Origin of the sequence: Halobellus captivus (genome assembly GCF_003697845.1) — an archaeon.
GTDB lineage: Archaea > Halobacteriota > Halobacteria > Halobacteriales > Haloferacaceae > Halorubrum > Halorubrum glutamatedens.
In genome coordinates, this window is the sequence record NZ_RDQE01000002.1 from 224,287 (window position 1) to 248,427 (window position 24,141).

Annotated in this window: 27 protein-coding genes and 3 tRNA genes; 20 read left to right on the forward strand and 10 right to left on the reverse strand. The window is 68.6% G+C overall.

The features are described 5' to 3' along the window. Nucleotides 1–115: 115 nt before the first annotated feature. Complete coding sequence (locus EAO78_RS03140; protein ID WP_122104398.1) at nt 116–1,255, forward strand: CBS domain-containing protein; 1,140 nt, start codon at nt 116–118, stop codon at nt 1,253–1,255. 97 nt (nt 1,256–1,352) lie between these two features. Here EAO78_RS03140 and radB read toward each other — a convergent pair whose 3' ends face one another. Further along, on the reverse strand, nt 1,353–2,063 hold the full coding sequence (gene radB / locus EAO78_RS03145; RefSeq protein WP_122104399.1) for a DNA repair and recombination protein RadB: 711 nt from the start codon (nt 2,061–2,063) through the stop codon (nt 1,353–1,355). Between the two features lie 109 nt (nt 2,064–2,172). Then, the gene (locus EAO78_RS03150; RefSeq protein WP_122104400.1) at nt 2,173–3,528 is read right to left on the reverse strand and encodes a sodium-dependent transporter; all 1,356 of its coding nucleotides are present in this window, start codon (nt 3,526–3,528) and stop codon (nt 2,173–2,175) included. Between the two features lie 209 nt (nt 3,529–3,737). On the opposite strand from EAO78_RS03150, the gene EAO78_RS03155 reads away from it, so the two are divergent. Further along, nucleotides 3,738–5,138: an NAD(P)/FAD-dependent oxidoreductase gene (locus EAO78_RS03155; protein ID WP_122104401.1), complete on the forward strand. Its 1,401-nt coding sequence runs from the start codon at nt 3,738–3,740 to the stop codon at nt 5,136–5,138. 22 nt (nt 5,139–5,160) lie between these two features. Here the strand turns inward: EAO78_RS03155 and EAO78_RS03160 are convergent, their stop codons facing one another. The 7 genes from EAO78_RS03160 to EAO78_RS03195 all read right to left on the reverse strand — a co-directional run bounded on the left by EAO78_RS03160 (nt 5,161) and on the right by EAO78_RS03195 (nt 11,160). Beyond that, the gene (locus tag EAO78_RS03160) at nt 5,161–6,207 is read right to left on the reverse strand and encodes an AI-2E family transporter (RefSeq protein ID WP_122104402.1); all 1,047 of its coding nucleotides are present in this window, start codon (nt 6,205–6,207) and stop codon (nt 5,161–5,163) included. A 533-nt stretch (nt 6,208–6,740) separates the two neighbouring features. Further along, a tRNA-Pro gene (locus tag EAO78_RS03170) sits at nt 6,741–6,811 on the reverse strand. A 46-nt stretch (nt 6,812–6,857) separates the two neighbouring features. Then, a complete protein-coding gene (locus EAO78_RS03175; protein WP_122104403.1) occupies nt 6,858–8,009 on the reverse strand; it encodes a succinylglutamate desuccinylase/aspartoacylase family protein in 1,152 nt (383 codons plus the stop codon). 22 nt (nt 8,010–8,031) lie between these two features. Continuing rightward, nucleotides 8,032–9,012, reverse strand: coding sequence for an RNA-guided pseudouridylation complex pseudouridine synthase subunit Cbf5 (locus tag EAO78_RS03180; RefSeq protein WP_122104404.1), 981 nt, complete (start codon nt 9,010–9,012; stop codon nt 8,032–8,034). 47 nt (nt 9,013–9,059) lie between these two features. After that, nucleotides 9,060–9,638 carry a (d)CMP kinase gene (gene cmk, locus EAO78_RS03185; RefSeq protein ID WP_122104405.1) on the reverse strand — a complete coding sequence of 193 codons (579 nt, stop codon included), beginning with the start codon at nt 9,636–9,638 and terminating at the stop codon, nt 9,060–9,062. Nucleotides 9,639–9,737: 99 nt separating this feature from the next. After that, complete coding sequence (locus tag EAO78_RS03190; RefSeq protein WP_122104406.1) at nt 9,738–10,130, reverse strand: hypothetical protein; 393 nt, start codon at nt 10,128–10,130, stop codon at nt 9,738–9,740. Continuing rightward, complete coding sequence (locus tag EAO78_RS03195; protein WP_122104407.1) at nt 10,120–11,160, reverse strand: zinc-binding dehydrogenase; 1,041 nt, start codon at nt 11,158–11,160, stop codon at nt 10,120–10,122. The genes EAO78_RS03190 and EAO78_RS03195 overlap by 11 nt, the downstream gene beginning before the upstream one ends. Before the next feature lie 230 nt (nt 11,161–11,390). Between EAO78_RS03195 and EAO78_RS03200 the strand changes: the two genes are divergently transcribed. From EAO78_RS03200 to rpsB, 13 genes are all read left to right on the forward strand, one after another. Then, nucleotides 11,391–11,476: transfer RNA gene (locus tag EAO78_RS03200), tRNA-Ser, on the forward strand. A gap of 57 nt (nt 11,477–11,533) precedes the next feature. Continuing rightward, nucleotides 11,534–12,055 carry a 30S ribosomal protein S13 gene (locus tag EAO78_RS03205; protein ID WP_122104408.1) on the forward strand — a complete coding sequence of 174 codons (522 nt, stop codon included), beginning with the start codon at nt 11,534–11,536 and terminating at the stop codon, nt 12,053–12,055. Then, the gene (locus tag EAO78_RS03210) at nt 12,052–12,579 is read left to right on the forward strand and encodes a 30S ribosomal protein S4 (RefSeq protein ID WP_122104409.1); all 528 of its coding nucleotides are present in this window, start codon (nt 12,052–12,054) and stop codon (nt 12,577–12,579) included. The genes EAO78_RS03205 and EAO78_RS03210 overlap by 4 nt, the downstream gene beginning before the upstream one ends. Nucleotides 12,580–12,585: 6 nt before the next feature. Next, nucleotides 12,586–12,975, forward strand: coding sequence for a 30S ribosomal protein S11 (locus EAO78_RS03215; RefSeq protein ID WP_066417396.1), 390 nt, complete (start codon nt 12,586–12,588; stop codon nt 12,973–12,975). 1 nt (nt 12,976) lies between these two features. Further along, nucleotides 12,977–13,729, forward strand: coding sequence for a DNA-directed RNA polymerase subunit D (locus tag EAO78_RS03220; protein ID WP_122104410.1), 753 nt, complete (start codon nt 12,977–12,979; stop codon nt 13,727–13,729). 172 nt (nt 13,730–13,901) lie between these two features. Continuing rightward, nucleotides 13,902–13,986: transfer RNA gene (locus EAO78_RS03225), tRNA-Leu, on the forward strand. A gap of 38 nt (nt 13,987–14,024) precedes the next feature. After that, nucleotides 14,025–14,378 carry a 50S ribosomal protein L18e gene (locus tag EAO78_RS03230; protein WP_122104411.1) on the forward strand — a complete coding sequence of 118 codons (354 nt, stop codon included), beginning with the start codon at nt 14,025–14,027 and terminating at the stop codon, nt 14,376–14,378. Further along, the gene (locus EAO78_RS03235; RefSeq protein WP_122104412.1) at nt 14,375–14,824 is read left to right on the forward strand and encodes a 50S ribosomal protein L13; all 450 of its coding nucleotides are present in this window, start codon (nt 14,375–14,377) and stop codon (nt 14,822–14,824) included. Before EAO78_RS03230 ends, EAO78_RS03235 begins: the two co-directional genes overlap by 4 nt. Then, nucleotides 14,818–15,216 carry a 30S ribosomal protein S9 gene (locus tag EAO78_RS03240; RefSeq protein ID WP_122104413.1) on the forward strand — a complete coding sequence of 133 codons (399 nt, stop codon included), beginning with the start codon at nt 14,818–14,820 and terminating at the stop codon, nt 15,214–15,216. The genes EAO78_RS03235 and EAO78_RS03240 overlap by 7 nt, the downstream gene beginning before the upstream one ends. A 12-nt stretch (nt 15,217–15,228) precedes the next feature. After that, nucleotides 15,229–15,423, forward strand: coding sequence for a DNA-directed RNA polymerase subunit N (locus EAO78_RS03245; RefSeq protein ID WP_066417409.1), 195 nt, complete (start codon nt 15,229–15,231; stop codon nt 15,421–15,423). Nucleotides 15,424–15,425: 2 nt separating this feature from the next. Then, on the forward strand, nt 15,426–15,608 hold the full coding sequence (locus EAO78_RS03250; protein WP_066417411.1) for a DNA-directed RNA polymerase subunit K: 183 nt from the start codon (nt 15,426–15,428) through the stop codon (nt 15,606–15,608). Next, a complete protein-coding gene (eno, locus tag EAO78_RS03255) occupies nt 15,605–16,807 on the forward strand; it encodes a phosphopyruvate hydratase (RefSeq protein WP_122104414.1) in 1,203 nt (400 codons plus the stop codon). The genes EAO78_RS03250 and eno overlap by 4 nt, the downstream gene beginning before the upstream one ends. A 16-nt stretch (nt 16,808–16,823) precedes the next feature. Further along, on the forward strand, nt 16,824–17,669 hold the full coding sequence (gene rpsB / locus EAO78_RS03260) for a 30S ribosomal protein S2 (protein ID WP_122104415.1): 846 nt from the start codon (nt 16,824–16,826) through the stop codon (nt 17,667–17,669). A 71-nt stretch (nt 17,670–17,740) separates the two neighbouring features. On the opposite strand, the gene EAO78_RS03265 is transcribed toward rpsB, so the two are convergent. Beyond that, on the reverse strand, nt 17,741–18,304 hold the full coding sequence (locus tag EAO78_RS03265; RefSeq protein WP_122104416.1) for a mechanosensitive ion channel domain-containing protein: 564 nt from the start codon (nt 18,302–18,304) through the stop codon (nt 17,741–17,743). 115 nt (nt 18,305–18,419) lie between these two features. Here EAO78_RS03265 and mvk point away from each other — a divergent pair, with 115 nt between their 5' ends. The 5 genes from mvk to EAO78_RS03290 all read left to right on the forward strand — a co-directional run bounded on the left by mvk (nt 18,420) and on the right by EAO78_RS03290 (nt 24,141). After that, a complete protein-coding gene (gene mvk / locus EAO78_RS03270; RefSeq protein ID WP_122104417.1) occupies nt 18,420–19,436 on the forward strand; it encodes a mevalonate kinase in 1,017 nt (338 codons plus the stop codon). Next, a complete protein-coding gene (locus tag EAO78_RS03275) occupies nt 19,433–20,227 on the forward strand; it encodes an isopentenyl phosphate kinase (protein WP_122104418.1) in 795 nt (264 codons plus the stop codon). The genes mvk and EAO78_RS03275 overlap by 4 nt, the downstream gene beginning before the upstream one ends. 88 nt (nt 20,228–20,315) lie before the next feature. Beyond that, nucleotides 20,316–22,592 (forward strand): hybrid sensor histidine kinase/response regulator, encoded by a 2,277-nt coding sequence (locus EAO78_RS03280; RefSeq protein WP_122104419.1) that lies wholly within the window; start codon nt 20,316–20,318, stop codon nt 22,590–22,592. Nucleotides 22,593–22,735: 143 nt separating this feature from the next. Continuing rightward, a complete protein-coding gene (locus EAO78_RS03285; RefSeq protein WP_122104420.1) occupies nt 22,736–23,779 on the forward strand; it encodes an Mrp/NBP35 family ATP-binding protein in 1,044 nt (347 codons plus the stop codon). Beyond that, nucleotides 23,776–24,141, forward strand: a complete 366-nt coding sequence (locus EAO78_RS03290) for a hypothetical protein (protein ID WP_122104421.1) — start codon at nt 23,776–23,778, stop codon at nt 24,139–24,141. The genes EAO78_RS03285 and EAO78_RS03290 overlap by 4 nt, the downstream gene beginning before the upstream one ends.

Consider the following 24,141-nt stretch of genomic DNA (forward strand, 5'->3'; position numbering starts at 1 on the left):
CCTCGGTCCGTAACCGGCAAAAAGGTTTCAGTGGGAGCGCCGGCATCGATCTTTCGGGACTCGCGAGAACCCCTGTACTTTCAATACCCGGCGCGTCCAACGTTCCGCTTGGACCATGAACATCGCTGATATCGCAGTGCCGGAGTACGTCGAGGTCGACGCCGACGAGCGGCTCGCCAAGGTCCGATCCATCTTCGAGCGTGAGAACCCGAAGGGAATCGTCGTCACGGAGGACGGCGAGTACGCGGGAGTCGTCGGGGAGAAACAGCTGCTGCGGTCGCGGATGGAGGACGACACGAAGGTCTCCGCCGTCGTCAAGCCCGCCCCCTCGGTGAAGCGAACGGAGGACGTTCGCGAGACCGCTCGGCTCCTCGTCGAGGGCGACGTGAAGATCGCGCCGGTCTACGAGGGCGAGAAGCTCTACGGGATCGTGACCGTCGACCAGATCCTCGAGGCCGTCCTCGAGAGCCTCGACGCCATCACGGTCGAACAGATCGTCACGACCGACGTGATCGGCATCAACGAGAAGGACAGCGTGGGTCGCGCGATAAACTGGCTCCGCGAGAACGGGATCTCCCGGCTCCCGGTGCTCGACGACGACGGGATGCTCACCGGCGTCGTCACCACGAACGACATCGTGGAGTTCGTCGTCCGCGACCAGGAGCGGCAGGGGAGCGGCGACCGCGCCGGCGACATCGACCGGATGCTCGACCTCCCCGTCTACGACATCATGTCGAGTCCGGTCGTGACGGCGACCGCCGACGAGACCGCAAAGGAGGCGGTCTCCCGCATGTTCGACAACGACGTCTCCGGGCTCGTCGTCACTCCCGAAGACGTCGACGCGGTCGCGGGGATGGTCACCAAGACCGACGTGTTGCGCGCGCTCACGTTCACCGAGGAGGACTCGCTCGACGTCCAGATCACGAACGTCGACCTCCTCGACCGCACCTCGCGGGAACACATCGTCGAGTCGATCGAGAGCGTCGCGGACAAGTACGCCCAGATGCAGGTGATGCACGCGCACGTCCGGCTCCACCAGCACAAGGAGAAGCTCCGCGGGACGCCGCTCATCCAGTGTCAGATCCGCCTCCGGACGGACCAGGGCCAGCTCGGCGGCTCCGGCGAGGGATACGGCGCCGAACACGCCTTCCACGTGGCGCTCGACAAGCTGGAGCGGAACGTCCTCGAGCTCAAGGGCGTCAACGCCGACGAGGAGTACCGCGGCCAGCTGCTCCGGAAGCTCGGCGAACTCTAGGCGCTCCCGACGCGTCGTCGATCCGGCTCCGGCCCGCCCGACCTCGTTTCTCTTCTCGCTCGTCCGCTCTCCCGTTCGACCGTCCGCTCCCCGGTACCTAGTCGCCGCTCGCGCCGGCCATCAGCCCCTCCTCCACGATCCTGAACGTCGCGGAGTCGCCGGCGGGTCTCGAACGGTGTTTCTCCAGCGTCGCCCGCCGGTTGCCGCCGCGGAAGCGGTCGACGCGTACGATCGCGCCGGTCCAGTGGTTGAGCGTGTTTCCGCCGAGCGCGCGGTCGCGGTCGCTCTCGGGGTCCGTGAACACCTGGTTCGTTATCACCACCGCGACGTCGTGTCGTCGCGCCAGAGAGAGGAGGTGTGTCACCTGTTTCGCGACCTTCCGGAGCGACTGGCCGCCCTCCGTGTCGTCGGCGCGCTCGAGCCGATAGAAGCCGGTCGCGGAGTCCAACACGATGAGCTCCACCTCCGCCGCGAGCTCCTCGGCGTCGCGGACGGCCTCGCGCTGGTCCTCGAAGTCGTACGCCTCGGTTATCACCAGCCGGGAGGCCAGTTCCTCGACGCTCTCGTCGACGTCCGGACGGTCGATTCGGGCACTCGCCATCTGCTCGAACCGGTCGATCGAGAGCCCCTCGGTGTCGATGAAAAGCGATCGGTCGCCGGCCGCCGCGACCTCGATCGCCGCGGCGAGCGCGAGGTTGGTCTTGCCCGCGGCGGGCGGGCCGTACACCTGCGTGACGACCCCGCGTTCGAACCCCCCGCCGAGCAGGTCGTCGACCGACTCACAGCCGGTCGGGATCGGATCGCTCACTGGGGGACGTTCAGTCCCGTTCGTCTTTAAGGGGTCGGTACGGCGGAGCGGATCGACGGTCGGACCGTCGACCCCACCCTATCGCGCTGCCAACCGTCCAGATAACGTCCTACCGCGCCGCCAGCCACTCGGCGAAACCGCCGGTCAGGAAGTCGGCGTAGTCGACGATTCCCAGATACAGCGAGACGAGAACGACGACGACGATCGGGATCCGGACGATCCAGATCCAGGCGATTCCGAGCGAGCCGAGGTCGCCGATCCCCTTTTCGAGTTCGTTGCGGGCGACGTCGGGGATCACCCAGCCGACGAACAGCGCGAGCAGCAGGGAGCCGAGCACGAGCAGGACCCCGCCGGCCAGGTTGTCGTACAAACCGAGGAAGATCAGGTCGATCGTCACCGGGACGCCGAGCAGGAAGACGGCGACGCCGATGGCCGTCGCGGCGGGGACGCGCGCGACGTCGACCTCGTCGATCAGATACGAGACGAGCACCTCAAGGATGCTGATCGCCGAGGAGAGCGCCGCGATCCCGACCATCGCGAAGAACACGATCCCGATGACTCGACCGCCGGGGATCCCGGCGAACGCCGACGTGAGGCTCACGAAGATCGCGCTGGGACCGGGACCGCCGGGCTCGATCCCGGCCGCGAAGAGGAACGGGAACACGACGAACCCGACGAGCACGGCGACGAAGGTGTCGAGCGCGGCGATAATGCCCGCGTCCGCCGCGAGGTTCCGGTCCTCGCCGAGGTAGGAGGCGTAGGTGATCATCACGCCCATCCCGAGCGAGAGCGTGAAGAAGGCCTGTCCGGCGGCGGCCGGCAGGATGCTCGTCCAGTTCGCGGCGAGGTAGCCGAAGTCCGGCGTGAGGTAGTACGCGTACGCCGCTCCCGCGGCGTCCAGCGTGAACGCGTACCCCGCGAGCCCGACGAGCAGCACGACGATCGCCGGCACCATCACCTTCACACCGACCTCGATACCCCGACGCACGCCGGCCGCGATGATCCCGATGACGAGTGCCATGAACACGGCGTGAAACAGGAGGGAATCGAGTCCGGTGGTGACCGAACCGTACAGCGCGTTCGCCTCCTCGGGACCGGCGAGCGCGTACCCGTCGGTGACCCCGATCAGGGTGTATCGGAGGAACCAGCCGGCGACGACGCTGTAGTACGAGAGGGTGACGAAGCCGGTGACGACGAACAGCCAGCCGAGGTAGTTCCACGCCCCGCTGCCGAGTTCGCGTATCGCACCGACCGGGTTCAACTCGGTGTACCGGCCGATGACGAACTCGACGAGGATCGCCGGGAACCCGATCAACACGACGAAAAGCAGGTAGAGCAGCAGGAACGCCCCGCCGCCCTCCTGACTGGTGATGAAGGGGAACCGCCAGATGTTCCCGAGCCCCACCGCGCTCCCGACCGCCGCCAGGATGAACCCCATTCGTGTCGCCCACGTCTCGCGTGCCATCGTTATCGGACCGACCCGGTTGGTAACTAAAAGCGTGTCTTTCCGCCGCCGAGGATCGGCGGTAGAATTGGATGAACGATCGTTTTCGATCGGTCCGCGGCCGGCCGGACGCGAGTCCGGAACGGGCTCGAAACGGGCAGAACCGGGACGGTCGACCGAACCCCGGCGGCGACCGTGAATTTAATGCCGTGAGGTCGACCTCACAGGATATGGAACGCGTAGACGTCGCGATCGTTGGCGGGGGGCCTGCCGGTTCGGCCGCGGCGCACGCGGCCGCGAGCGGCGGCGCGGACGCCCTCGTGTTGGAGAAGGGGGTACCGCGGGCCGACCGCGAGGGGCTCGGTCCCGACTCTACCGACGCCGCCGGGATCTTGAACTACTGGGTCGACATCATGGGGATCCACCCCGACGAGTTCGCCGACGGGGTCGTCCAACGGGAGCTGACCCGGGCGGAGTTCCGCGGCCCCTCGGAGGCCGCAACGCTGTACGACACGGGCATCGAGTCCTCGTACGACGGGTTCGGATACACCTTCCACCGCGCCCGCTTCGACGACTGGCTCCGCGAGCGTGCCGAGGACGCCGGCGCGGAGTATCGGGTCGGCGTCTCGGTCCGCGAGGTCGACACCGACCCGGACGCGGGTCCCGACGGCGACGATACCGACGGAACGCCTCGACACGCCCTCCGGCTCGCCGACGGGGACGAGATCGGTGCCGACTTCGTCGTGCTCGCGGACGGGCCCCAGCGGACGGTGACCAACCGGGTGCTCGACGGATATCTCCCGCCGGGGGAGGGCGGGTCCGACCGGCTCGCGCCGCCGGAGGCCAACCACATCGCGTACCAGGAGTACCGTCGCGTCCCCGAGGCGGTCTACGAGGAGGTGAAGGACGCCATCGTCTTCTGGTGGGGCGTGATGCCCGGCGAGACCGCGTACCCGTGGATCTTCCCGAACCGGGACCGCGTCTGTCGGATCGGGCTCACGATGCCCATCGGGATGGACCTCGACGACTTCGACGTCGACGCCTACGAGCTGCTCTCGGCGGACGACGAGTCGATCCCGGGCGGCGCGGAGTACGTCCGCCGGCTGCTGGAGTGGCAGTACGGCGACGAGTACGACGTCGAGGAGGACTTCCCGCTCGTCGAGGACGCCGGCAAACGCGGCGGGACCGAGACGTATCCGATCTCCTCGACGCGGCCCATCGACTCCCCGACCAGCGCGGGGGTCGCGGTCGCCGGCGGTGCCATGGGGACCACCTCCGCGTTCCACGAGGGCGGCGACCACGTCGCCGTCCGCACCGGCGCGATCGCCGGCGAGCTCGCCGCCGCCGGCGACCTGGCCCCGTACAACCGCCGCTGGAAGGAGGCGATCGGCGACGAGGTCGTCCGAAACGTGACGATGGCGGACATGGTCGCCGACTACGGCCCCGAAGACTGGAATCGAGTCATCGGCGCGGCGGACGCGATGCTCGCCGCGGGGGCGGGCGACGGCCTGCTCGCACAGCCGTACCGGTCGGGCTGGGAGTCGCTGAAGCTGATCCTCGGCTACAAGTGGAACAAGCGGAAGACGAAACGAGACTACGTGACGATAGACGAGGACGAGTACGTCTACTGAACGATCCCTACGCCTCGCCCCGTCACTCGACCCGGCGATCGGCCGCCGTCGCCGCCGCCTCCCGTTCGCGCGCGTACAGGTCGAGGACCACCTTCGCTCCGCCGAGCGCGACCGGCCCGACGAAGAGACCGACCCCGCCGAAGAGAACGATCCCGCCGAATATCCCCACGACGATGATCGCCACGTTGATCGCGCCGGCCCGGTTGATCACGGCGGGGCGGAGGTACACGTCCGAGAGACTGACGAGAACGCCGAAGACGAAGAGGACGATCGCCGCGGTGGACCGGCCGCGGGCGAGGAGGAACACCGACATCGGGACCCAGACGCCGAACGAGCCGACGAGCGGGAGCAGCGTGAGGACGAACGCCGCCACGGTGAGGAACGTGACGCCCGGAACGCCGAGCAGGAACAGCCCGACGCCGAGAAGCAGCGCCTGGATCCCCGCGACGATGACGTTGCCGACGACCGACGCCCACATCAGGTCGTCGAGCTCCGACATCAGGTCACGCTGGACGCGGTCGGAGATCGGCGCGACGGCGAGCGCCCACCCGGCCAGTCGGTCGCCGTCACGCAACAGCGCGAAGAGAACGAAGAACGTCACCGACAGTCCCACGGTCAGGTCGGGGAGCCCGCGGAGCAGTCCGAGCCCCCAGCTCGCGAGGCGCTGTATGGCGGCGTTGATCGGCTCCTGATAGGTCACGTAGAGCACGTCGATATCGATGACGTACCCGAAGATCTCGATCTCTTCGACCACGAACTGCCGTAGCTCGCCGCGGCGGATCGCGGCGAGGAGCGTGATCCCCTGTCGGATCGCGACCGTGAGGACGTAGGTGATCGGAACGAACAACACGAGGATCGATCCCGCGATCACCGAGGCGGCGGCCACGTCCGACCGCATGTGCTCCTCCACACGGTGCTGGACGGGCGCGAGCACGTACGCGAGGACCACCGCGAGGAGCACGTACTGGAGATACGCGACGATGAACGCGGTCGCGAGCAGCACGCTGGCGGCCGCCAGGACCGTGAGTCCGGAGGGGTTCGGCAACCGCTGTGCTGTTCCGCCGCTCATCTCGATCCGGGGAGTCGGCGGGTTCGTTCGGGCATTCGATGTGTCCGTGACGGACGGGAGACCGTATAAATCCGTGCGGTGTGTCGGCACGGCTGGACGTGCCATCCCGATCCCGCGGATCGGTCGAAACGCCAGCAAAAACACCTCACTAGTCCAATTATATCCCGACAACACTTAATTTTCAACTTCGATATTTTCGGCAGCAAGTATTATGAGGGCTCCGTGCACGGTCAGGTAACCAGCAACCGGTCGGGGGAACTGACCGTCCCGAACCGTCGGATTCAGACAACCAAACCACACAACCCGTTCAACACGGACGACCGCACGAAGAAGCCGTACGTCCCCTACGAAACGGTCCGGATCGAGGTCGAGTTCGGCTACCGCGCGGCGAAGGATCAGATTCGGCCGTATCGGCGTAGCCGACGTCTTTGAAGTCTTCGATCTGGCGGTTCATGGCGCACACCCCCCGAACGCCGTTTACGGGCGATAGACGGTGCTAATACTCCCGATAATGGAGACTGTAAAACGTATGATGGGACCGCTGAGAGTCGAACTCAGGTCCTACGGACCCCATCCGCAGAGGATACCACTACCCCACGGTCCCGGGTCGCACTCGGAGGAACGAGTGTCCCGTAATTAAGGACTTCGTTTCAGTCGTCGCGGGGGACGACGAGGTCGCCGTCGTCGCGCACCGCCAGGCTCGCGATCGGGTCGCCCTCGTAGACGGCCAAGCCCTCACACCGCGAGACTACGTACCCGTCGTGGTCGGCCCGAACGCGTCCCAGCGGCTCGCCCGTCGCCGAGACGACCGTCGCGAGAGCGTCGCCCTCGACGAACTCCTCGCCCGCGTCGACGCGATGGCGGACGAGCCCGGAGACGTCCGTCGTCGGGCCTCGATAGCGCCGAACCGGGTAGTCGACGGGGCGCTCGTCGACGTATTCCGCGGGCTCGCCGACGCCTTCCGGCACTTCGTCGGAGGCGAGTAAGCCGAGTTCGACCGCGACCGCGAACGCACCCGCGACGCCGCCGGCGACGAGGCGGTCGTCGACGACGCTGTGGGAGCCGAGCTCGGCGGTGAACGCCGGGATCCCGGCCTCGTTGAGGACGGCTCCCGCGAGCGATCGCTGGAGCTCCTCCTCGACGTACTCCGCGGCCGGGTACTCGGTGAGCGTCGGGAAGCCGAACGCCTCGACGAGCGACTCGAGATCCGCCGCGAGCGCCTCCGCCGCCGCCTCGCCCCGTCGGTCGCCGTACAGGACCCGGTCGCGGATCGCGAACGGCTCGCTGTCGACGCCCGCGGTGTGACAGTCGATCAGGGCGTCCGCGGCGACGGCGTCGGCGGGACCCGACCCCGCCTCGCCCTTGCCGACGACCGCCTCGTAGAGCCGCGCGTCGATCCGCTCTTGAAGCTTCGGGGGGCGCGCCGACTCCGCGTCGGCGTCGGGGAAGTGTCGGTTCGGGTCCTCCTCGTCGTAGTAGGTGTGTCTGGCGTTTCGACGGAGCCCGGCGGGCGAGACGACCGGGACCGCGACGACCGCCCCCGCGAGCGAGGTCAGCGTCTCCGAGTCCGCGACGAGCGCGTCCATCGTCTCCAACACGACCGCGATCCCGGTCGCCTCGTCGCCGTGGACGCCGCCGGTCAGCCAGAGCGTCGGACCCGGGGCGCTCCCGTTGGCGACGATCACGGGGAGCCGTTCCGGCGTCCCGGTCGGGAGGTCGGCGATCTCGAGCCATCCGCGGTCGACGGTTCCGGGGGCGGCGCTCGCGCTTCCGAGTTCGAGGTCGCGTCGCTCGTCTTCCATGGGCGAACGGCTCCCGGAGCGCTTATAAAAGAACGCGTTCGAGCGCGACGGCGACCCCCGAGTCCACGTCCGGGTCGCCGACGAGGCGGCCGAGACAGACCGCCGTCCCGTTCGGAATGAAGCAGGCCACGAGCGGGGCGTCCGTGTCAGCGTCCCGCTCCGGTCCCGGCGCCGCGTCCGACGCGTCGAGGTCGCTCTCGATCACGCCGGGCGCGTAGACGGGGGCTCCGGTGGCGACGTTGCGCGCGGCGGAGGGCGCGACCGTCACCGACGGGAGGTGGACCAACGCGTCCTCGGCGGGGCGGACGACCTCCCGGAGGAATCCCTCATCGCCCTCCTCGGCCCACGCGAGCGCGTCCGTGAGGTCCTGGAGCGTGTGGAGGTCGCGGTCGTCGAAGGGGTCCGTGGCGGTCCGACGGAGGTGCCCCATGTGCGCGCCGACGCCGGCGGCGAGCCCGAGGTCGTGACACAGCTTTCGGACGTACGTCCCCGACTCACAGCCGATCCGGAGCAGGGCCCGTCGTTCCTCGAGTTCGAGCACGTCGAGCTCGTGGATCGTCCGAGTTCGCAGCCGGCGAGTGACCGCGCTCTTCCGGGGAGGTTTCTGGTATAGCTCGGTCTCGAACTCCGCGACGACGCTCCGGAAGTCCGAGGGTGCGGGACCGTGAAGCTCCAGCACGGAGACGTACTCCTTCGACCCCTCGAGGAACACCTGAGCCATCCGGGTCGCGGTGCCGGTGAGCGTGGGGAGACAGCCGGTCACCTTGGGGTCGAGCGTGCCCGCGTGGGCGACGCCGTCGATCCGCGGACCGTCGGGATCGAGCGCCGCGAGCGTGTCGTTGATCGCGTCGCGGACCCACGCAGAGAGCTGGTGTGAGGAGGGGCCCGCGGGCTTGTCGACGTTGACGACGCCGAACCGGAGCAGCTCCGGGACCGACCGCTCCCCGGGCGGGGCGCGGAGCGGGTCATCGGCGTCGTCGATGTCGTCGGTGTCGTCGGTCATCTGGATGTCCGTGTGTGCTGGATTTGCGAGTTCCGGTTCGGCGGCGTTCAGAAGTCGTAGGAGACGCCCTCGATCGGGACCTTCCCCTCGTCGTCGTCGGGATCGTAGGCCTCGACCGTGGCGACGAGCGCGTCGAGGAAGCGGTCGGGACCCCAGCGGGCGGTGTTGTAGGCGGCGTCGTAGATGGAGAGGTCGTCGATGTCGACGTCGTAGTACTCCAGGTACCGCTTTCGCTCGGAGGCCTCGCGACGGAGCGTCTCCTCGCGCGCCTGCGAGACGGGTTTGTCCTCCCGGTCCGCGATCCGTTCGGCGCGGACGTCGACGGGTGCGTCGAACCAGAACCGTAAGTCGGCGTGCTCGCCGGCGAGCCAGCCGGCCAGCCGCGACTCGAGCACGACCGCCTCGCGGGTCGTCGCGATCTCGCGGAGCCGGCGGTCGAGGTCGCGGTCGATGTCGCCGTCGTCCTCGGCGTGTTCGTTGAACTCGACGGGCGTCATGCCGCGGTCGGCGGCCATCTCCCGGAAGATGTCGCCGCCGGAGACGTGGTCGAGCCCGAGCGCCTCGGCGAGCCCCGCGGCGTTCGTGCTCTTCCCGCTCCCGGGCGGGCCGGAGACGGTGATCAACATATCCACCCTCCGGCAGGACCGTTCAAAACGGTTGTCGTTCGCGTCCGGTGCGGTTCATCCGTATCCGGTGCGGTTCGTCACGCGTCGCTCCACCGCGTGTCACTCCGTCGCGGCCGTCATCGACCAGACCGCGACGAGACCGAGGAGGACTGCCGGGACGAGCGGGAGCGCGAGGTACGTCGCGAAGAACGTGAACCCGAACGCTCCGGCCGCGTACGGATACGCGTAGATGATGCCGGGAATGACGAGGACGCAGGTGAACAACACGGCGGTCAGCGCCCATCCCTTTCGGCCGAAGCCGTCGGCGGTCGGCTCCATGGCTTCGGTCGCCGACTCCGGACCGTCGGCGGTCGGTCCCGGAGTCTCGGCGGCGGATACCGCTCCGTCCGTGTCGGAGTCCGCGGATCCCGCGTCGCCGTCGGCCGGGTCGTGGACGTACCCGTCCTCGCCGTCGGCCGAGGAACGGTCCGCCGCGTCGGTCTCAGAACTCACTGTCCGGTTTCAGGACCACTTTGCCAAAGCCCTCACGGTTCTCGATCATCTCGTGTGCGCGCGCGGCCTCGCTCATCGGGAGCGTCTCGCGGATCCGCGGCTCGAAGGTGCCGTCCCAGACGAGTTCGAGGACGTCGTCGACCTCTCCCGGCGTCGCCATCGTCGAGCCGAGCACGGAGAGCTGGTTCCAGAAGATCCGGTTGAGCCCCGCGTCCGGGTTCGGACCGGTCGTCGCCCCGCAGGTGACGAGCCGTCCGCCCTTCGCCATCGACCGCAGCGAATCCGGGTACGTCGCCTCGCCGACGTGGTCGACGACGACGTCGACCCCGCGTTTCCCGGTCAGTTCGGCGATCTCGTCCGCGAAGTCGGTCGCCTCGTAGTCGATGACGTGATCCGCGCCGCACGTCTCGGCGTGAGAGAGCTTCTCCTCCGTGGAGGCGGTCGCGAACACCTCACAGCCCGCGTGGTCGGCGATCTGGACCGCGGCGTGGCCGACCCCGCCCGACGCGCCGAGCACGAGCACGCTCTCGCCGGCCTCGACGTCCGCGCGCGTGTGGAGCATGCGCCACGCGGTCTGGAAGACGAGCGAGGCGGATCCGGCCACCTCCCAGTCGACGTCGTCCGGAACGGGAACGAGGTTCTCGGCGGGCACCGCGGCCCGTTCGGCGTGGACGCCGCGGACGTGCTCGCCGATGATGTGGAAGGAGACGCAGAGCGACTCCTCGCCGCTTCGGCAGAACTCGCACTCCCCACAGGCGACCCCCGCGCTCACCGCGACGTGGTCGCCGGGCTCGAACCGCGTCACGCCCTCGCCGACCGCCTCGACGACGCCCGCGGCGTCGCTGCCGGGGATATGCGGCATCTCCAGATCGACCCCTGGAAGCCCACGGCGGGTCCAGATATCGAGGTGATTCAACGCGCCGGCCTTAACGTCGACGAGCACCTCCCCGCGGTCCGGTTCGGGGTCGGGGAACTCGTCGTACTCGATCACGTCGCGGTCGCCGTGGGCGTCGAACTGGACGGCCTTCATGGAGACACCCATCGGGGGAGTGCACTAAACAGTACGCCACACGGCGTCGTCGCCGGCGGTCCTCGGCGACGGTTCTCGACGACGGTCCTCGTCGCCGGGATCCTCCGTGGGAACGGGGACCACTCGGCCGATCCTTTCGTGATGTTTAAGTACCGAAGCGGAGTTGATCCGGATGCACGAACTGCAGGGGTGCCGGACCCCGAGTCCGAGAGGGCGACGATACGACGCGAGTTGCGGTAGCCAAGCCTGGCCCAAGGCGCAGGGTTGCTAACTCTGTGGCGTCACTGCCTCCGGGGTTCGAATCCCCGCCGCAACGCTCGAAACGACCGAGCACCGCCGGGATCGCGCCGGTAGGGCTCACTGCGATCAACACATGAGCACGGAAGAATCACAGGACGACTCGCCGGAGGAGGAGGAAGACCTCCAGTACTTCGTTCGGATCGGGGGAGCGGACCTCGACGGGACGAAGACGGTCGAGCGAAGCCTATCTGAACTCAACGGCATCGGCACGCGCATGGCGCGGCTGGTCGCCGAGAAGGCCGGCGTGGACCGGACGTCCACGTTCGGGCTTCTCGACGAGGAGGAGATCGAGGCGGTGGTCGACGTCGCCGAGAACCTCGAGGACCACGTCCCGTCATGGATGACCAACCGACAGAACGACTTCTTCACCGGGGAGACGACCCACCTCGTCGGCACCGACGTCAACGAGAAACGTCGTCACGACATCAACCTGATGAAGCAGATCGAATCGTACAAGGGCGTCCGTCACAAGCGCGGCCAGAAGGTCCGCGGCCAGCGGACGAAGTCCACGGGCCGGACCGAGGGGACCATCGGCGTCAACGTCGAGGAGATCCGCGAGGAGATGGCCGAAGAGGAAGCGGGTGACGACGAATGAGCACCGGAAAGAACACCAAGGGCTACGAGACGCCGAACCACCCGTACCAGGGCGAGCGGATCGCCGAGGAGTCCGACCTCCTCTCGCGGTACGGCCTGAAGAACAAGGAGGAGCTCTGGCGAGCGCAGTCGGAACTGCGCCGCATGCGCCGGGAGGCACGACGCCTCCTCGGCGAGGCCCAGGGTGACGTCGAGGTCGCCGGGGAGGCCGGCTCGGAGTTCGTCGCACGACTGCGCCGCATCGGCGTGCTCGGCGACAACGACGACATCTCGACGGTCCTGTCGCTCGACGTGACGGACCTCCTCGAGCGCCGCCTGCAGACGGTGGCGTACCGACAGGGGTTCGCCTCCTCGACGCAGCAGGCCCGCCAGTTCATCGTTCACGGACACGTCACCGTCGACGGCGCGCGCGTGACGCGCCCCTCGGTGAAGGTCGACGTGAGCGACGAGGGCACCATCGCCTTCGACGAGAACAGCCCGCTCGCGGACGATCTCCACCCCGAGCGCGCGGAGTCACAGGAGTAACCAATCATGAGTGGATCCGAGGACGGAAAGTGGGGAATCGCCCACGTGTACGCGTCGTTCAACAACACCCTCATCACGGTCACCGACGAGACGGGCGCCGAGACGATCGCCAAGTCGTCCGGCGGCACCGTGGTGAAGCAGAACCGAGACGAGGCGTCGCCGTACGCCGCCATGCAGATGGCCGAGGTCGTCGCGGAGCGGGTCAAGGAGGCCGGCTTGGAGGGCGTCCACGTCCGCGTTCGCGGTCCCGGCGGCAACCTCAACAAGTCGACCGGCCCCGGCGCGCAGGCGACGATCCGTGCGCTGTCGCGTGCGGGGGTCGAGATCGGGCGCATCGAGGACGTCACGCCCATCCCGCACGACGGGACGAAGGCGCCGAAGAACAAACGAGTCTGACATGACGGAAGCCGACTTCGACGTGGAGTACGTCGAACGGGACGATCGCAGCGCGCGGGTGCTGATCCGCGGGCTCACGCCGGCGTTCGCCAACGGCATTCGCCGCGCGATGATCGCCGACGTCCCGACGTTCTCGATCGACACGGTGCGGTTCGTCGAGAACTCCTCCGTGATGTTCGACGAGATGATCGGGCTGCGATTAGGGCTCGTTCCGCTGACGACGCCGCTCGACGAGTTCGAGATCGGCGACACCGTCACGCTCGCGCTCGACGTCGAGGGGCCGGCGACCGCCTACTCCGGGGACATCGAGTCCGCGGAGCCGATGGTCGAGCCCGCCGACGAGAACGTGCCCATCGTCGAACTGAAGGAGGGACAGCGGCTGGAGTTCGAGGCCGACGCGGTCCTCGAGGCCGGCAAGAAGCACGCCAAACACCAGGGCGGCGTCTCCGTCGGCTACAGACACCTCCAGCGCGTCTCGGTCGAGGGCGATCGTGGCGAGTTCGACGACGAGGAGCCGCGCATCCTCCGTGGCGTCATCGAGACGCCCGAGGGAGAGGTCGTCGCCACCGACGAGTTCGGCAACGACCTCTCGGAGCGGTATCCCGGAAAGGAAGTGCGCGTCGAGGACGTCCCCGGCGCGTTCGTCTTCCACATCGAGACGGACGGCTCGTTCACGGTCGAGGAACTGCTGCTCCGCGCGATCGACTCCATCGAGGAGCGCGCGGACGAACTTCGAACGAAGGTCGCGGTCTAAGGAATGTCGACTCCCGGAACCACACACACGGCGCTCGCCCCGTTCGCGAGCGTCGGCGTCGCCCCGAACGGCGCCACCGTCACGGACGACGGGACGATCCCGCACGGCGGGACGCCCCCGAACGGCGGGACCGAAAGTGGTTTGAAGGGAGCCGGATTACCCAGGAGTGCACGCAGGGATAGCCAAGTCAGGCCAACGGCGCAGCGTTCAGGGCGCTGTCCTGTAGAGGTCCGCAGGTTCAAATCCTGCTCCCTGCACTCCGCTTTTCAGGAACCCCCCACAGGGAGGGACAGCTATGAGTAGCAAGACGAATCCGAACTTACAGAACCTCATCGCCGATCTGAAGTCGGTCTCGCGTGACTCCGGTGCCAACGTGTGGCAGGACGTCGCCGACCGACTGGAGAAGCCACGGCGTACCCACGCCGAGGTCAATCTGGGTCGCATCGAACGGTACGCAAACGAAGACGAGACGGTCGTCGTTCCCGGCAAGGTGCTGGGCAGCGGCGTCCTGGAGAAGAACGTCACCGTCGCCGCCGTCGACTTCTCGGGCACCGCCCGAACGAAGATCGACCAGGCGGGCGAGGCGGTGTCGCTCGACCGGTTCGTCGAACGGAACCCCGAGGGCGGCAACGTCCGGGTGATCCGATGAGCCTCGCGAAGGTCGACGCGGACGTCGTCGTCGACGCCCGGGACTGCATCCTGGGCCGGGTCTCCTCGAAGGTCGCACAGCGCGTCCTCGACGGGGAGACCGTCGCGGTGGTCAACGCGGAGCACGCGGTGATCACCGGCAACGAGGAGGCGACGATGGACACCTACCACACCCGCGCGGAGCTCGGCTCCGACAGCGGACCGTACTACCCCAAGCGGCCGGACCGCATCTTCAAGCGGGCCATCCGCGGGATGCTGCCGTACAAGAGCGAGGACGGTCGCGAGGCGCTCTCGAACGTCCGCGTCTACGTGGGCAACCCCTACGAGCGCGACGAGGACGCCGAGGCGGTCGTCCTCGAGGACACGTCGCTGGACCGACTCTCGAACATCAAGTTCACCACGCTCGGGGACGTCTCCGAGTCCCTGGGAGCTAACGTCACATGGTAACTAACACCTCGGGCAAGAAGAAGACGGCCGTCGCCCGCGCAACGGTGCGCGACGGCGAGGGTCGCGTTCGCATCAACTCCCAGCCGATCGAGCTGGTCGAACCACAGCAGGCGCGCCTCAAGATGCTGGAGCCGTTCCGCATCGCCGGCGAGGAGATCCGCGACGACGTCGACATCGACATCGACGTGACCGGCGGCGGGTTCAGCGGCCAGGCGGACGCGACGCGGACCGCCATCGCCCGCGGGCTCGTTCAGCACCTCGGCGACGCCGAGCTGCGCGACGCGTACATGAGCTTCGACCGCACGCTGCTGGTCAACGACGTGCGCCAGTCCGAACCCAAGAAGTGGGGCGGACCCGGCGCGCGTGCCCGCTACCAGAAGTCCTACCGCTGAGGTGATCCAGTCATGATGATCCCCGTCCGGTGTTTCACGTGCGGCAACGTCGTGGGCGAACACTGGGAGGAGTTCAAGGAGCGCGCTCGCGAGGGAGACGAGGACCCCGGCGAGGTGCTCGACGACCTCGGCGTGAACCGACACTGCTGTCGGCGGATGCTGGTGAGCCACCGGGATCTCGTCGACGTCGTCTCGCCGTACCAGTAACCATGTCAACACAGAGATATAATCGGTACGAGAAGGCGCGGATCCTCGGGGCGCGCGCCCTGCAGGTGTCCTACGGGGCTCCCGTGCTGATCGAGACGGACCAGACGGAGCCGATCCTCGTCGCCGCGGAGGAGTACGACGCGGGCGCGCTCCCCTTTACCGTCCGGAGGGAAGCCGACGCGTGACCCGGATCACCAACGTCTCGTTGCGACGGATCCTCGACTCGCGGGGCAATCCGACGGTCGAGGCGGACGTGCTCACCGAGTCCGGCGGCTTCGGTCGCGCGGCCGCGCCGAGCGGCGCGTCGACCGGCGAGTTCGAGGCGATCGAACTCCCCGCCGAGGAGTCGATAGCGAAGGCGAGGGAGCGCGCGGTTCCCCGTCTCGAGGGGCTGTTCGCCGGCGACCAGCGGTCCGTCGACGCCGCGTTGCGCGCGGCGGACGGCACCGACGACTTCTCGGCCATCGGCGCGAACAGCGCGGTCGCCATCTCGATGGCGGCGGCGAAGGCCGGCGCGGACGTGCTCGGCGCGCCGCTGTACCAACATCTCGGCGGCGCGTTCCGCGGCGAGAACTTCCCCGTCCCGCTCGGCAACGTCGTCGGCGGCGGGGAACACGCCAAGGAGGCGACGCACATCCAGGAGTTCCTCGCCGCGCCGGTCGGCGCGCCGAGCGTCTCGGAGGCCGTCTTCGCGAACGCCGCGGTCCACGCGGCGGTCGCGGACGTGCTCGACCAGCGCGGCGTCCCGGCGGCGAAGGGCGACGAGGGCGCGTGGGCCCCGCCGATCTCGGACGCGGAGGCGTTCGAGGTCGTCGAGGAGGCCGTCGACCGCGTCGAGGAGGAGGTGGGTTTCGAGATCCGCTTCGGGCTCGACGTGGCGGCCGCGGAGCTGTACGACGACGATCGGGAGGCGTACGTGTACGGCGACGAGACGCGCTCGACCGACGAGCAGATCGAGTACGTCGCCGGACTCGTCGAGGAGTACGACCTCGCGTACGTCGAGGACCCGCTCGACGAGAACGACTACGGGGCGTTCGCGGAACTCACCGACCGGGTGGGCGACCGGACGCTGATCTGTGGCGACGACCTGTTCGTCACCAACGTCGATCGGCTCCGCGAGGGGATCGACGCGGGCGCGGCCAACAGCATCCTGATCAAGCCGAACCAGATCGGGACGCTCTCGGACGCGTTCGACGCGGTCGAGCTCGCGACCCGAAACGGCATGGAGAGCGTCATCTCCCACCGCTCGGGCGAGACCGAGGACACGACCATCGCACACCTCGCCGTGGCGACCGATGCCGCCTACATCAAGACGGGCACGGTCGGCGGCGAGCGAACCGCCAAGCTGAACGAACTGGTCCGCATCGCGGACGACGCGGTATGACGGACCCATACGACGCATGAGTGAAGACAACGACGCGGTCGAACTCGACGAGGACGCCGAGACCGAGGCGGTCGACGCGGACGTCGAGGAGGAGGCCGACACGACCGAGGAATCGACCGCCGACGCGGGTGCCGAGGAGGCCTCCGCCGACGCCGACACAGAGACCGAAACCGCGGACGACGCGGTCGAGACGGACGCCGCGGCCGATCCGGATCCCGACGCCGACGAGGCCGAGGCGGAGGACGCCTCGCCGTTCGACGACGACGTGATGCCCGACGACGACGTCGACCTGCTCATCCCCGTCGAGGACTACCTCTCCGCCGGCGTCCACATCGGGACCCAACAGAAGACGAAGGACATGGAGCGGTTCATCCACCGCGTCCGCGACGACGGGCTCTACGTGCTCGACGTGAGCGAGACGGACGGTCGGATCCGAACGGCGGCCGACTTCCTCGCGCACTACGACCCCGAGCAGATCCTCGTCACGTCCTCGCGCCAGTACGGCCGGTTCCCGGCCCAGAAGTTCGCCGACACGGTCGGCGCACGCGCGCGGACCGGCCGGTTCATCCCCGGAACGCTCACGAACCCCGACTACGCCGGCTACATCGAGCCGGACGTGGTCGTGGTGACGGACCCGATCGGCGACGCCCAGGCCGTCAAGGAGGCGATCACGGTCGGCATCCCCGTGATCGCGATGTGTGACTCGAACAACCAGCTGTCGAACGTCGACCTCGTCATCCCGACGAACAACAAGGGTCGACGCGCGCTGTCGGTCGTCTACTGGCTTCTGGCCAACGAGACGCTCGACCGCCGCGGGACGGACACCGTCTTCGCCCTCGAGGACTTCGAGGACGAACTGTAAGCCGGCCGATTTTCGAGTTCGACTCGCCTTTTTACCGCCGCTCTGTCCCCGCCGAGCGACGGCTCCGTCGTTCAGTCCTCCTCGGGGGCGACCTCGGCGTCCGGCACGTCGTGGGTCCACCGCGACTCGATCTCCCGGTTGGCCATCACGATCCGGTCGCCGCCGTCGGTGTCGATCCGGGTCTTCCGGAGCTCGATCGCCGCGACCGTTCCGGTCACGCCCTTCGCCTCGACGCGGTAGCCGACGTTGAAGTCGGGGTCGCGGAGGAGGTAGACGCCCGCGACGGTGTCCTCGATCATTTCCGAGAGCGCGTAGGAGACGCCGAGCGCGATGAAGCCGATAGCGGTGCCGAGGCTGGCCGCGATCTCGCCCATGCCGACGACCTTCAGGAAGGTGAGCGCGACGCCGAACCAGAGGAAGACGGCCAGGATCGTGACGAGGAGGTCCCCGACCAGTTCGCGGTCGCCGACGTACATCCGCTCGACCGACGACCGGACGACCGCGAGGACGACCCGGACCGCCACGTACGCCAGCGCGAGGAAGACGATCCCCGAGAGGATCCGGGGGATCGCGGCGACGATGCCGTCGACGAAGTCGGCGAGCGATCCGGCGATCAGCGATCCGATCGGCGTCATGGAGGCACGACGGCGGCGGGGCGTGAAAAGGTACGGGGCGAACCGACCCCGACGTTGACGTCGAGGCGACCCGCCAAGCGCAACGCCTGTAAGCCCTCGGGGTGAGTGGGAGGACATGACCGTCTGTGAAGCGCCGGGGAAGGTCTACCTCTTCGGCGAACACGCCGTCGTCTACGGCGAACCCGCGGTGCCGGCGGCGATAGAGCGTCGGGCACGGGTGACCGCCGAACCCCGCGAGGACGACCACGTCCGGGTCACCGCCGAGGACCTCTCGCTCGACGGGTTCACCGTCGAGTACGCCGGCGGCACGGGTGAACGTCCCGACATCGACGCGCCCGCGCCGCTCGTCGAGGCCGCGATGGGGTACGTCGACGCCGCGGTGCGGCAGGCCCGCTCGGCGGCCGACGCGCCCGACGCCGGCTTCGACATCACGGTCGAAAGCGAGATCCCGCTCGGCGCCGGGCTCGGCTCGTCCGCCGCCGTCGTCGTCGCGGGGATCGACGCGGCGACGCGCGCGCTCGGCGAGCCGCTCGACCGTCGGGAGCTGGCCGACCGGGCCTACCGCGCCGAGTTCGAGGTCCAGGACGGGCAGGCCTCCCGCGCGGACACGTTCTGCTCGACGATGGGCGGGGCCGTCCGCGTCGAGGGCGACGACTGCGAGCCGATCGACGCGCCGAACCTCCCGTTCGTGATCGGGTTCGACGGCGGCGCGGGCGACACCGGCGAGCTCGTCGCCGGGGTCCGCGAGCTCCGCGAGGAACACCGGTTCGCCGCCGACACCGTCCGGTCGATCGGCGACATCGTGCGGGCGGGCGAGGAGCTGTTGGCGGACGCCGTCCCCGAGGCCGACCCGTCCCGCGAGCTGCTCGAGGAGCTGGGCGACCTGATGGACTTCAATCACGGCCTCCTGTCCGCGCTCGGCGTCTCCGCGCGCTCGCTCGACGCGATGGTCTGGGCGGCCCGTGACGCGGGCGCACACGGCGCGAAGCTCACCGGCGCGGGCGGCGGCGGCTGTATCGTCGCGCTCGACCCCGGCGAGGAGACGCCGACCGCGCTCTCGTTCACGCAGGGGTGTGAGGAGGCGTTCCGCGCCGAGTTGGCGACCGAAGGGGTCCGAGCGGTGGATCCGTGACGCCCGGCAAGGGAGGGAGCGGCGAGTCCACCCTCGACGCCCCAGTCGTGCTCAAGCTCGGCGGGAGCGTGATAACCGAGAAGGACCGCCCCGAGACGGTCGACGAGCCGGCGCTCGCGGCCGCCGGCGACGCGGTCGCCGACGCTCTCGATCGGGGCGCGATCGAGCGGCTCGTCCTGGTTCACGGCGGCGGGAGTTTCGGCCACCACCACGCCAACGAACACGGGATCTCGACGAGCGAGGGGACCCGGGACGCCGGCGCGGTGATGGACGTCCACGGCGCGATGAAGCGGCTCAACCGGGCCGTCCTCTCGGCGCTCCACGACCGCGACGTGCCCGCCGTCCCCGTCCATCCGCTCTCGCTCGCGGCGCGGTCCGCGGGCGTCGACGACGACCTCGACCTGCCGCTCTCCTCGACGGCGACGCTGCTCGGGGAGGGGTTCGTCCCCGTCCTCCACGGCGACGGGGTCGCGACCGCCGGCGAGGGGGTGACGGTCGTCTCCGGCGACGAACTCGTCGTCGAGCTCGCTGCGGGGCTCGGAGCCGACCGGGTCGGCGTCTGCTCGACGGTCCCCGGCGTCCTCGACGACGACGGGTCGGTGATCCCGTCCATCGACGACTTCGACGCGGTCGCCGACGCGCTCGGCGCGAGCGACGTGACGGACGTCTCGGGGGGCATGGCGGCGAAAGTAGGGGAGCTGCTCGCGCTCGACGCGCCGGCGTCCGTCTTCGGCCCGGACGGACTGGAGGCGTTCCTTCGGGGGGAGACGCCGGGAACGCGGATCGAGTGACGACGCCGAGCCCGATCGAAACCGATCCCTCGATCCGTCCGGGTACTTATGTAGTCCGCTCAACGATCCCCATAGAGCCGGCACCATCATGAGTACACTCTCGGATACGATCCGCCTTCTCCACGTGGACGACGAGCCGGAATTCGCGGAGACGACTGCGGCACTTCTCGAACGCGAGAACGAGCGTTTCACCGTCGAGACGGCGGCCAGCGCGAGCGAAGGTCTCGATCACGTCGCGACGAACCACGTCGACTGTATCGTCAGCGACTACGACATGCCCGGGCTGAACGGGATCGAGTTCCTCGAGGCCGTCCGCGAGGAGAACCCCGACGTCCCCTTCATCCTGTTCACCGGAAAGGGGTCCGAGGAGGTCGCAAGCGACGCCATCTCGGCGGGCGTCACCGACTACCTTCAGAAGGGGTCCGCCGCCAGCCAATACGCCGTCCTGGCCAACCGGATCCGCAACGCCGTCGAGGGCTTCACCGCCAAGCGTGAACGCCGACGACACCTCGACGCCATCGAGACCGCCCAGGAGGGGATCAGCATCCTCGACGATGGACGGTTCATCTACGTGAACCAGGCGTACGCCGACCTGTACGGATACGAACCTGCGGAGATGATCGACGAGCATTGGGAGCTGATCTATCCCGACGGGGAGGTGGCTGCGGTCCGCGAGGAGGTCCTCCCGACCGTAGCCGAGACGGGCACCTGGCACGGAGAGACGACCGGCCTCCGGGCTGACGGCAGTACGTTCGTCGAGGATCACACCCTCGCGAGGACCGAAGGGGGTGAACTCGTCTGTACCGTTCGGGACGTCACCGAGCGCGAGGAACGGGAGAAGCGGCTCGAACGAACCACGGCCCGTCTCGAACTCGCGGTCGAGGGCGCGAACCTCGGAGTCTGGGACTGGGACATGCGTACCGACGAGGTCCAGTACAACGAGAAGTGGGCCGAGATGATCGGCCACACGGTCGCGGAGATCGAACCGCATCTCGATGCGTGGGAGACCCGCGTCCACCCGGACGACCTCGACGACGTCGAGGCGGCGTTAGAGGCTCACATCGACGGAGAGACTCCGTACTACGACTGCGAACATCGGATGCGAACCGCCGATGGCGGCTGGAAGTGGATACGTGACATCGGCACGGTCGTCGAGCGGGACGACGCGGGCGAGCCGGTCCGCGCCGTGGGGATCCACCTCGACGTCACCGAGCAGAAGGAGCGCGAGCGGGAACTCGACCGACGCACCGAGAGCTTGGAGGAGTTGACCACCGAACTCGAGGAGCAGTATCGGTATTTCTTCGAACAGGCACCGGTCATGGCGGCCGTGACCCGGGTCGAAGACGGGAAACCGGTCGTCGAGGACTGCAACCAGTTGTTCGCCGAAACGTTGGGATACAGCAAGGAGGACGTTCTCGGCCGGGGGCTGGCGGAGTTCTATACGGCCGAGTCACGCCGAGAGCTCCTGCGTGAGGGGGGCTACGAGCGAGCCCTGAACGGGGAGTTCCTCCGGGAGGACAGGGAACTGAGAACCGCCGACGGCGAAACCGTCGAAGTCCTCCTGCGGGCCGTTCCCCGGCACGACGCTCGCACGAACGCCGTCGGAACGCTCGCGTTCTACATCGATGTCAGCGAGCGAAAGGAGCTCGAACGGGAGAAAAATCGGCTGGAGGAGTTCACCAGCATCGTCTCCCACGACCTGCGGAACCCCCTGAACGTCGCAGCAGGACGAGTCGATCTGGCCCGTGACGAGTGTGACAGCGACCATCTCGAGAACGCCGCGGATGCACTGGAGCGGATGGAAGAGCTGATCGACGACCTCCTGCGGCTCGCACGGAGCGGGGACCACGTCGACGGGGCGGTCCCGATCGATCTCGAAGCCGCCGTGCAGAACTGTTGGCGGAACGTCGAGACCACCGACGCAACGCTCGTGGCCGGGATCGAACGGACGATCCGGGCCGATCGAAGTCGGATGAGTCAGCTCTTCGAGAACCTCTTTCGGAACAGCGTCGAGCACGGCTCGACGAGCAGTCGGCCGCAGGCCGACGACAGCGTGGAACACGATTCCACGAGCAGCCGGGCGGAGCCCGGCGACGGCGTCGAGCACGGCGGGACGGGCGTGACCGTCACCGTGGGCGAACTGGATGACGGGTTCTTCGTCGAGGACGACGGGCCGGGGATACCCGAAGACGTCCGGGAGGACGTGTTCGAGGCCGGATACTCGACCTCGACCGAAGGGACCGGCTTCGGGCTCTCGATCGTGAGACAAGTCGCCGAGGCACACGGGTGGACGATCCGCGTAACCGACGGCTCCGAAGGCGGAGCACGGTTCGAGATCACGGACGTCGAGTTCGTCGAGACGTAGCTCCGCCGTACCGGGAGCGGCACCGATCGAGCACGAGGACGCGAATCGTCGTCTGAGACCGAACTGTCGTGTGACGTCCGCACGTCGGCGGACGATCGGAGGCGGACAGAACCCTTATTCGACCGACTACCCTCCCTTCGGGCATGAACGAAGCGGACGTCAGAGAGCGGCTGCGGGCGGTCACCGATCCCGACCTCGGGGACGACGTGGTCTCGTTGGGACTGGTGAACGGGATCGACCTCGACGAGGGGGCGGGGACCGTTCACGTCTCGCTGGCGCTCGGAGCGCCGTTCTCGCCGCACGAGTCGACGATCGCCGACGAGGTGCGGGCGGCGCTGTCGGACGCCGGCCTCGACGTGGAGCTGTCGGCGTCGATCCCGAACGACCTCTCGGCGGACGAGCAGGTCCTTCCGGGCGTCGAGAACGTGATCGCGGTCGCCTCCGGGAAGGGCGGCGTCGGGAAGTCGACGGTGGCGGTGAACCTCGCGGCGGGGCTCTCCGAACTCGGCGCGCGGGTCGGCCTCTTCGACGCCGACGTGTACGGTCCGAACGTCCCGCGGATGGTCGCCGCCGAGGAACGGCCGCAGACCGACGGCGAGACGATCGTCCCGCCGGAGCGGTACGGGGTGAAACTCATGAGCATGGACTTCCTCACCGGCGAGGACGACCCCGTGATCTGGCGCGGCCCGATGGTCCACAAGATCATCACCCAGCTGGTCGAGGACGTCGAGTGGGGCGAGCTGGACTACCTCGTGATGGACCTCCCGCCGGGTACCGGCGACACCCAACTCACGATCCTCCAGACGCTGCCGCTGACGGGCGCGGTGATCGTCACCACGCCACAGGACGTGGCGCTCGACGACGCGACCAAGGGCCTTCGAATGTTCGGCAAACACGACACGAACGTGCTCGGGATCGCAGAGAACATGGCCGGGTTCCGGTGTCCGGACTGCGGCGGGTTCCACGAGATATTCGGCTCCGGCGGCGGGAAGGCGCTCGCGGCCGACCACGACCTGCCGTTCCTCGGCGGGATCCCGCTCGATCCGGCCGTCCGGACCGGCGGCGACGACGGCGCGCCGGTCGTGCTCGGCGAGGGCGACACCGCCGACTCCTTCCGGGTGCTCGTCGAGAACGTCGCGAACAACGCCGGCGTCGTGCGCCGCCGCGAGGTGACCGAGGGGCGATGACGGCGGAAGGGTCGGGCGACGACGATGCCGAGGAGGCGGCCGACGTCGACGACGAGGAGGCGGCCGACGTCGACGACGAGCCCGCCGACCCGCTGGAGGCCGCCGGCGTCGACCCGGTGGTGCCGGAGTCGGCCTCGGACGCGGCGGCCGCGGAGTTCCCCGACGACGCGGAGGTCCGCGAGTTCCTTCGGGAGGTCGCCGCCGACGTGCGCGGCGACAGCTCCGAGAGCAAACAGCTCTCGGCGGTGTTGTACCGCGTGTCGGACCTGTACGACCCCGCCGAGTCGACGTCGCCCGAGGAGATCTACCTCAACGTCCGCCACATCATGCGGATCAAAGAGCAGGGCGGGATCGAGCGGTAG

Excerpts from the sequence above, each read along its gene's own strand:
- EAO78_RS03140 (WP_122104398.1), top strand. The coding sequence starts at position 116 with ATGAACATCGCTGATATCGCAGTGCCGGAGTACGTCGAGGTCGACGCC.
- EAO78_RS03150 (WP_122104400.1), bottom strand. The coding sequence starts at position 3,528 with ATGGCACGCGAGACGTGGGCGACACGAATGGGGTTCATCCTGGCGGCG.
- EAO78_RS03155 (WP_122104401.1), top strand. The coding sequence starts at position 3,738 with ATGGAACGCGTAGACGTCGCGATCGTTGGCGGGGGGCCTGCCGGTTCG.
- EAO78_RS03160 (WP_122104402.1), bottom strand. The coding sequence starts at position 6,207 with ATGAGCGGCGGAACAGCACAGCGGTTGCCGAACCCCTCCGGACTCACG.
- EAO78_RS03175 (WP_122104403.1), bottom strand. The coding sequence starts at position 8,009 with ATGGAAGACGAGCGACGCGACCTCGAACTCGGAAGCGCGAGCGCCGCC.
- EAO78_RS03180 (WP_122104404.1), bottom strand. The coding sequence starts at position 9,012 with ATGACCGACGACACCGACGACATCGACGACGCCGATGACCCGCTCCGC.
- cmk (WP_122104405.1), bottom strand. The coding sequence starts at position 9,638 with ATGTTGATCACCGTCTCCGGCCCGCCCGGGAGCGGGAAGAGCACGAAC.
- EAO78_RS03195 (WP_122104407.1), bottom strand. The coding sequence starts at position 11,160 with ATGAAGGCCGTCCAGTTCGACGCCCACGGCGACCGCGACGTGATCGAG.
- EAO78_RS03205 (WP_122104408.1), top strand. The coding sequence starts at position 11,534 with ATGAGCACGGAAGAATCACAGGACGACTCGCCGGAGGAGGAGGAAGAC.
- EAO78_RS03210 (WP_122104409.1), top strand. The coding sequence starts at position 12,052 with ATGAGCACCGGAAAGAACACCAAGGGCTACGAGACGCCGAACCACCCG.
- EAO78_RS03215 (WP_066417396.1), top strand. The coding sequence starts at position 12,586 with ATGAGTGGATCCGAGGACGGAAAGTGGGGAATCGCCCACGTGTACGCG.
- EAO78_RS03220 (WP_122104410.1), top strand. The coding sequence starts at position 12,977 with ATGACGGAAGCCGACTTCGACGTGGAGTACGTCGAACGGGACGATCGC.
- EAO78_RS03230 (WP_122104411.1), top strand. The coding sequence starts at position 14,025 with ATGAGTAGCAAGACGAATCCGAACTTACAGAACCTCATCGCCGATCTG.
- EAO78_RS03235 (WP_122104412.1), top strand. The coding sequence starts at position 14,375 with ATGAGCCTCGCGAAGGTCGACGCGGACGTCGTCGTCGACGCCCGGGAC.
- EAO78_RS03240 (WP_122104413.1), top strand. The coding sequence starts at position 14,818 with ATGGTAACTAACACCTCGGGCAAGAAGAAGACGGCCGTCGCCCGCGCA.
- EAO78_RS03245 (WP_066417409.1), top strand. The coding sequence starts at position 15,229 with ATGATGATCCCCGTCCGGTGTTTCACGTGCGGCAACGTCGTGGGCGAA.
- EAO78_RS03250 (WP_066417411.1), top strand. The coding sequence starts at position 15,426 with ATGTCAACACAGAGATATAATCGGTACGAGAAGGCGCGGATCCTCGGG.
- rpsB (WP_122104415.1), top strand. The coding sequence starts at position 16,824 with ATGAGTGAAGACAACGACGCGGTCGAACTCGACGAGGACGCCGAGACC.
- EAO78_RS03265 (WP_122104416.1), bottom strand. The coding sequence starts at position 18,304 with ATGACGCCGATCGGATCGCTGATCGCCGGATCGCTCGCCGACTTCGTC.
- mvk (WP_122104417.1), top strand. The coding sequence starts at position 18,420 with ATGACCGTCTGTGAAGCGCCGGGGAAGGTCTACCTCTTCGGCGAACAC.
- EAO78_RS03280 (WP_122104419.1), top strand. The coding sequence starts at position 20,316 with ATGAGTACACTCTCGGATACGATCCGCCTTCTCCACGTGGACGACGAG.
- EAO78_RS03285 (WP_122104420.1), top strand. The coding sequence starts at position 22,736 with ATGAACGAAGCGGACGTCAGAGAGCGGCTGCGGGCGGTCACCGATCCC.
- EAO78_RS03290 (WP_122104421.1), top strand. The coding sequence starts at position 23,776 with ATGACGGCGGAAGGGTCGGGCGACGACGATGCCGAGGAGGCGGCCGAC.